The sequence below is a fragment of the Candidatus Ozemobacteraceae bacterium genome, from assembly GCA_035373905.1.
Classification (GTDB): Bacteria; Muiribacteriota; Ozemobacteria; order Ozemobacterales; family Ozemobacteraceae; genus MWAR01.
In genome coordinates this window covers 134,248-141,386 of the sequence record DAOSOK010000008.1, presented here as the reverse complement: position 1 = coordinate 141,386, position 7,139 = coordinate 134,248, and the positions used below count along the sequence as shown (strand labels likewise).

Here is a 7,139-nt window from a genome sequence, read left to right as displayed (position 1 = left end):
GATTGGAGGCACCATAGTACACTTCAAAGCCATCAGTCAAGCCCTGCCACTACCCTATTATTCATGCTATAAGATGAAATCGGCATTTCTTCTAAAAATTAATCAATTATTATTGGCCTTCTTTGCCTTCGGATTTGTTTTCGGATTTCCGGCACTTTACCAGTGGCGATATGGAAATGGTGAGGTGCCATTTCAGTTTTTGGCAAATGATGCATTCTATTATCTGACTATCACGAAGAATTCGACTAATCTCCCTTTCTATTCATTTGATGGGAGCAATCCGACAAATGGGTTCCATCCTCTTTGGCAATTTTGCTTGAGCGCCCTGCAATTTGTCGGACTTTTTGGCCGTGATGGGGGAGAGGTTCTGATTTCGGTTTTCTACGTGTCACTCACCCTAGTATCTGTCTCTGCTGGAATACTTTGTTTTTCACTGACGTCAAGGCTTGCCCATATATGGGTGGTGTTCCCATTTCTTATTCCGGGCTTTTCATGGCTATTGGCAATGCCGATTGCTCCAGATCACTTGGCTTTTTGGAGTTATGCAAATGGCATGGAATCACCTCTATCACTTTTTCTTTTTTCGCTTGTGATCGTGGTGATTCTTACTGCCTCGGATAGGGTCGGCGCTGTGGTTGCTTCTATTTTAATGGGGTTGGGTGTGCTTGCCCGGCTCGACGATGTTTTTATTTTGCTGGCAATTCTCGCATATCTGGTGAGGCATACCCAGGAGATAGGTGCACGAAGGGTTGCCGTTGGCATTGTTGTGCCTCTTGTTTTCATACTTTCCTATCTTGCCTACAATATCGTAACAGTCGGAGTGCTCATGCCTATGAGCGGTTCGGCGAAAGCTGGCTTGGCCATCGTAAATAATTTCAGGGAGTTGGTCCGGCTTGCGCTACCTGTCTTTTCGTGGGACGAACCCATGTTTTCCGCGAATCGGATGCTCAGTTACTCCTCTTTTTCCGAGAATTTCATTCGAGAGTTCCAGATGTTTTTTCCGATGATTGTTTGTTCCATCTATTTATTCCTTCGGCGTCGAGACTGGTTTCAAGGATTTCCCGATATTTTCTCGTATATTGCCGCTGGGGTATTGGGAAAGTGCTTCTACAACGTTGCGTTCGTCAGTCTTTGGCATCAGGGATATTGGTATTATGCGGTTCCTGTCATTTTTTCCAATATTCTTGTGGCTCTGCTTGTGAATGAACTCCTTAACATATTGCCATTCTGGCTTGATGTTGGGGGCTATGGTCGTCTTTTGTCGGGAATGGTCCTTTTCTTTTTTATGACGTTCTTGGGCAATGCTTTTATCAATCATAAGTGTAATGAAAGGAGCGGACCACAGCGGCAAATATTTGCAGAGAGAGAGAGAGTATTAAAAAAGAGATGCAGCGCCTTGGTTGCCAGACGTTCCTCGAGTTCGATGATGGTTTCATAAGTTGGGCAACAGGAATAAAGAGTGTCTCTGGTCTAGGATTGGCATTGGACCACGAGGCATTTATGGCAAGGAAAAATGGCACCTTTTTGGATGTCATGGAACGAAGAGGGATCAGACTGGCGGTGGCCAGTGGCGATTATGCCAATGCTTTCCGGAACTGGCTGAAGGGAAAGAAATGGTTGGAAAATCAACATTTGTGGGGTCTCTTGCCGAAGGAGTTCGATTCCAGAACAATTTCTGAAATATCTTTTCGGGAAGATATTGAACTGCTTGTTGTCGAAATATCATCTGCAAAAAAAAGTGAAGCTCAGGATAAACAGCCGTGAAAAATCCTGTGTTGACAATTTGTATTCCAACATATAATCGAGCTTCGTTTTTAGAAAAAACATTGGCATCAATTGTTTCTCAGAGGGTGTTTCTTGAAAGCAACGATGTTGAAATAGTTGTTTCTGATAACGCGTCGACGGACAATACTCCTGAAGTTGTGAAACAGTATCAGACAATGTTTCATGGAAAAATCGTTTCAATCAGATCGGATATCCCTGTGGGCGCAAATTGTAATTTTGAACGATCAATGAGATATGGAAAAGGCGAATTTTTAAAACTGCATAACGATAGTTTTCTATTTTTGCCGGGTGGAGTCGAAAAGTGTTTGCAAGCTGTCCGGGATAATGGGGATGCATCAATAATTTATATTCACGGAATGAAAAAACTAAGTATCCGTGAAAGGGTTATTGAAAATGTTAATGATCTTGTTCGAAGGTTTTCATATCATGCGACATGGGCTGGCGCTTATTTTTTCAGGCGGGATGTCTATGAAAAGGTACAGGGCGCGTTTGAACAATATGAGCCTGATTTCCCTCACCTTGATATCCTGCTGAGGATTTTAGAGGAAAAGAAAAAAGTGGTTGCATGCAGTATTGAATGTTTGCAATGGCAGAAAATGATCAGAAAACAGCGAAATGAGGCGGAGATATTTGGAAATAAATATATAAATATACTGGAAGAAAGCCTTAAAAAGGGGCTACTTGATAAACGGGTATTTGCAAGAGAAAAATGTCAGGTCTTATTTTGGCATATTATTCCATTTTATTTTGATTTTTTCAATCAATTCACAAGTGATCATTTTGGACTGAAAGTGTATTGGGACTCTATGAGAAAATATCATCGTGAAATATATTTCTATATTTCGTTGTATTTTCTCGTAATCTACAGCTGCCTTTTGAAGATTATTCCGCTTCGAAAGATTGCTGGAAAAATGAAAAATACACTGGCTTGTTGGAGGGACATGATTTTTGGGTGCGGCGAAGAAGCAAGATAAAATCTTGATTGTTGCTTGTGGAGGGAGAGAGTGGTGTCATGCTTCTATGTCCAAAATCTTCGGTTCTGATGATTTCAGGGTTGAAGTAGGCTCTCGTGCCTCTCTCAAGAAAACGTGTAGTAAGTGACCCCACCAGAGAGGGCAGAAAAGTTTTACCCATATGCCCGTGGGAAAAGCGTAGCGCAACTTGGTTAAAGACCTTGTGATATAGGGGAGGCGAGGGAGATGGGGGCGAATGTAAGTGTTGTAGATGGCTCCCTGAGCCTCGTGCATCCGCTCTTTCTGGGAATAGGAAAGGGATCCGAGGTGCCGGCGCCAGGCGATGCCCTGCACAGGCAGCATGCGAATGCGGTATCCGGCGAAAAGAAAAGATAGATAGACCTGAAAATCTTCAAACACACGTATTTCTTTACCGAAATAGCCTAGTTGTTTCAGGGTCGGGATATGCAAAATGGTGCCGGGACCGCCTGCGATAACATTGCCGACGAGACACATGAGGCGTTTTTGCATAGGTAATGGATAGGCGAAAAAGCGAGCGACCTCGTGAAATGTCGGAATTGCCGCTCCCGTCTCTTCAAATATGGATATGAGATCTGTTTTTGCAATTTTCAGATTTGAATCGATATGACGACGCAGGTTGCGAAAGAAATCTGGGCGTATAAAATAGTCGTCTCCGCCAATATACGTTCCAAATGCAGCAGTGGCGCATCCAAATGCAAGCGTATGATTGCCGGCTATCCCTAAGTTTACCTCGTTTGGAATTACAATAATATTGTTAAATATATCATTGCAGCGATGAGCCCAGGCTGTGATATGTCCGACAGTGTCATCCTGAGATGCGTCATCTGAGATAATGACTTCGATGTTTTTCGCGTCTTCAAGATTTTCGACGCTTTTCAACGCTTGATCGATGGTCCGAGACGAATTGTATGTGGTAATAATCAGACTGAATTCGGGAGTGTTCATTTAAGAGCCTTGCCAGCCTGCACGAACCACTCAACGACAGCGTGAGTTACATTTTTATCAGTCGAATGGAGTAATTTTACTGAGTCCTGGAAAAATCCGTTGAGAAGATCGAATAGTTGCTGTTCGTCGGTGAAACGGGCGAGGCCTTCGCCGGCGAGGGGGCCTTCGGAGGCGAGCCAGGCGTTGTGGCCGGCGGGAGTGCCGGTGCCGTCGCCCCAGGAGCCGGTGGCGAAGGTGCGGACGAAGAGTTTGCCTCCGGGTTTCAGGACGCGGTGGGCTTCGGCGTAGATGTGGCAGGCGTCTTCGAAGGAGTTGCAGGAGACGGCTTCGTTGTCGATGAGGGCGTCGAAGGAGTTGTCGGGGAAGGGCAAATGGAGGAGTTCGCCCTGGAGGAGGGCACCGCGCCAGTTGGGAACCTCTTGATCCAGGCGGGCGCGGGCCTGGCTGAGTGCTGAGGGCGAGCCGTCGATCCCGAAGGCGGTGAAGCCTTCGCGGGCGAGGAACCAGAGATTCGGGCCGGGGCCGCAGCCGAGTTCGAGAAATTTGATGGCGGTGCGGTCGGGGGCGTCGTAGAAGTTCCGGGCGACGAAGCGGACGAGTTCTTCGCCTGGGTAGCGGCCCCAGGCGCGGGAGGCGAAGATTTTTTCCCAGACGGGGTCCCAGACCATGTTACGGGGCTCCTATCGGTTCGTCGGTGTCGTAGTCGTGATGGGCGGGGTGGCCGAGCGAGGCCCAGTAGTCCATCGGGGAGATGCCGGTGCCGGGGCGCTTGGCGGTGAGATTTTCGGGGGTGAACGGTTCGCCGGCCTTGATGGGAACGGCGGCGACCAGGCTCTTTCTCGCGATCGCGATGTTCTTGCGCTCCGACGGGGCCGGTTGCTTGGCGCCGGTGCCCAGGGCAACCTCGATATGACGGATGCCGGTCACGAGGGCCGCGAGTTCCTGCGGATCGAGGGATGCCTTGTGATCGGGGCCCGGAAGGGATTTGTCGGTGGTGAAGTGCTTTTCGATGACGGCCGCGCCGCGAGCTGCAGCGGCCAGAGCGACCGTGATGCCGGTCGTATGGTCCGACAAGCCGACAGGCAGGCCGTATGCCTCCCGCATCGTGTCCATGGCACGGAGATTCACGTCCTCGAACGGCGCCGGATACTCCGTCGTGCAGTGCATGAGCGTCACTTTCGCCGCGAGGTGCGCCTGCCCGGCGCCTGTGGCGAGGGCGTCTCTGAACAGATCGCGTGACGGGGGTTCCCGGCGGTTCGAATAGCCGAAGGCCAGCACGCCGAGAGCTTCCTCGACCTCGGGAAGGGTGGCCATACCCGTCGAGAAAATCACGGGAAGGCCGGTGCGGGCGATTTTCAGCAGTAGCGGGCCGTTCGTGATCTCGCCCGAGGGGATCTTGAGTCGCTTCACCCCCAGCTTGACGAGCAGATCGACGCTCTCCTCGTCGAACGGGGTCGAAAGGAATTCGATGCCGAGCTCCGTGCAGTGCTTGAAGAGTTTCAGATGCGTTTCCTCGTCGAGCTCCAGCTTGCGCACCATGTCGAGCTGGGACTCGCGGGCATCGGTCGTGAGGGTCTGGTATTCGGCCTTCGGCGCGTAGCGGCTGATGACGCGTTCGGCCTTGAAGGTCTGGAATTTGACGATGTCGGCTTTTGCCTTCGCGGCGATTTCGACCAGTTGCAGCGCCAGATCGGGGGAGCCGTTGTGATTGACCCCGGCTTCGGCGATGATCAGGGTTTGTTGGTGCCGTTCAGACATTGATCTTTCTCCCATTCAAATAGCGAATTTCAAGCCGACGAATATCCATGGTTTGTGACGGGGAGGTTTCAAATCCCTCGCATGCAACCGGATATTTGCATAGGCCGTTCGAATGCGAACGTTCGGGGTGTGCCTCGGTTTTTCGAAAATCGCGCCGTGACACCTTTTCGCCGGCTCGAGCCGATTGCCTCCCGCTCATCTCCATGGCTTTGCCAGAACCCCTTAGAATCGCCATCCTGGCGATCTGCGGGGTGCCCGTCCTTCCTGGACGGGCATGGCAAGCCATGGGATTCGCGTACGGATCGGTTCGGCCGGCTCCAAGAGTGTCACTCTGCGAATTTCGAAAAACCTTTTCCGTTCGTGGATGATCGGGGTAATTCGCGAAGACACCCATAAGAGCACCTCGAAATCGGTGATAAACAGATTTGAAGCCCGTCTCCATAACTGGACGAGACGACCGAATCATTGGCTGTTCATGCATGAAAGACACTGGGGAGATCGATGAAATGTTTGCGGAGGAGGGATTTGAAGTCTGGTATGGAGGAGAGGCGGGCGATGATTCGTTCGGTGGCGTGGCCGTCGCCGTAGGGACTTGTCACCCCGGTGCAGTCGAGGTGGAAGGACTTTTGGATGGCCTGGGCAATTGCAGTGCGATCGGGAGGACAGTCTATCACGGATGGGGCACGCTCCCGGCCGGCCTGGCGGTCGCCGATGTTCACCGTCGGCTTCTTCAGAGACGGGGCTTCGTAGATGCCGCTCGAGGAGTTGCCGACGACGGCATCGCAACAGTTCATCGTGCTCAGATACAGAAGCTGGCCGAGCGATTCGCGCAAACAGGCGTTGGCGTGCGTTGCACGATATTCACCGATCTTCGACCGGATGGCGGATTCCCCGGGATCTGCATTTGGCGCCGTGAAAACGAGGCCGACATCGGGGCCGAGCATGTCGAGAGCGGCAAGCAGTTCGTCCAGTTGGCGCTCGTCAGATATGTTGCCGAGCGTGACGGGATGGAACGTGATCAGCAGATTCCGTTCGCGCAGGGAAAAGTCGAGGCGGCGTTCGACCTCCTGGCGCTCCAGCAGAGGCGACAACCTGATGACGTCGAGGCCGGTGCTTCCGGAGACGATAATGCGGTCGGGTTCTTCGCCGAGCTGCCGGACGCGCGCGGCGGCCGACTCCGACGTCACGAAATGGAGATGGGAAAGTTTTGTCAGGCAGTGGCGGATCGCATCGTCGAATGCGCCTTCGGTGACATCTCCGCCGGCGATGTGGGCGATGGGAATACGCATCAACAGGGCTGCCGTCGCCGCTGCGAGGATTTCGTATCGATCGCCGAGGATCAGAATGAGATCGGGAACCAGCCGGGAGAAGGCTTCCGCGAAACCGGAAACGCCTCTGCCCGTCGCCCTGGCGCGTTCAGCCCCGGCGTCGCCGGCCAGTTTCAGATCAACACGCTCGTCGATGACGAACCCGTCCTCCTCGATAGCGCGGAAGGTGTTGCCATGATCTGCGCTGAGATGTGCGCCGGTCGCGATGATTTGCAGCGCGAGGGCCGGATGTTCCCGTATCGCGCGCATGACGGGTGACAGCAGGCCATACTCTGCGCGCGAGCCTGTTATGACGCAAATTTTCCGCTTCTCTGCCATCGTTATTCTA

General features: G+C 51.8%; 7 protein-coding genes. 3 read left to right on the top strand and 4 right to left on the bottom strand.

Translation table 11 applies throughout. From position 1 onward, the window contains the following. The 3 genes from PLU72_05925 to PLU72_05915 form a co-directional block, all read left to right on the top strand. The coding region (locus PLU72_05925; GenBank protein ID HOT27706.1) for a hypothetical protein at positions 1-1,438 on the top strand (1,438 nt) is incomplete at its 5' end. 62 nt (positions 1,439-1,500) lie between these two features. Then, positions 1,501-1,764 (top strand): hypothetical protein, encoded by a 264-nt coding sequence (locus tag PLU72_05920; GenBank protein ID HOT27705.1) that lies wholly within the window; start codon positions 1,501-1,503, stop codon positions 1,762-1,764. Further along, positions 1,761-2,759 (top strand): glycosyltransferase, encoded by a 999-nt coding sequence (locus tag PLU72_05915; protein ID HOT27704.1) that lies wholly within the window; start codon positions 1,761-1,763, stop codon positions 2,757-2,759. Before PLU72_05920 ends, PLU72_05915 begins: the two co-directional genes overlap by 4 nt. 36 nt (positions 2,760-2,795) lie before the next feature. On the opposite strand, the gene PLU72_05910 is transcribed toward PLU72_05915, so the two are convergent. The 4 genes from PLU72_05910 to neuC all read right to left on the bottom strand — a co-directional run bounded on the left by PLU72_05910 (position 2,796) and on the right by neuC (position 7,129). Then, a complete protein-coding gene (locus tag PLU72_05910) occupies positions 2,796-3,725 on the bottom strand; it encodes a glycosyltransferase (protein HOT27703.1) in 930 nt (309 codons plus the stop codon). Beyond that, complete coding sequence (locus PLU72_05905) at positions 3,722-4,393, bottom strand: class I SAM-dependent methyltransferase (GenBank protein ID HOT27702.1); 672 nt, start codon at positions 4,391-4,393, stop codon at positions 3,722-3,724. The genes PLU72_05910 and PLU72_05905 overlap by 4 nt, the downstream gene beginning before the upstream one ends. A 1-nt stretch (position 4,394) precedes the next feature. Next, positions 4,395-5,483 carry an N-acetylneuraminate synthase gene (neuB, locus tag PLU72_05900; protein HOT27701.1) on the bottom strand — a complete coding sequence of 363 codons (1,089 nt, stop codon included), beginning with the start codon at positions 5,481-5,483 and terminating at the stop codon, positions 4,395-4,397. Positions 5,484-5,956: 473 nt separating this feature from the next. Beyond that, on the bottom strand, positions 5,957-7,129 hold the full coding sequence (neuC, locus tag PLU72_05895; GenBank protein ID HOT27700.1) for a UDP-N-acetylglucosamine 2-epimerase: 1,173 nt from the start codon (positions 7,127-7,129) through the stop codon (positions 5,957-5,959). Between the last annotated feature and the right edge of the window lie 10 nt (positions 7,130-7,139).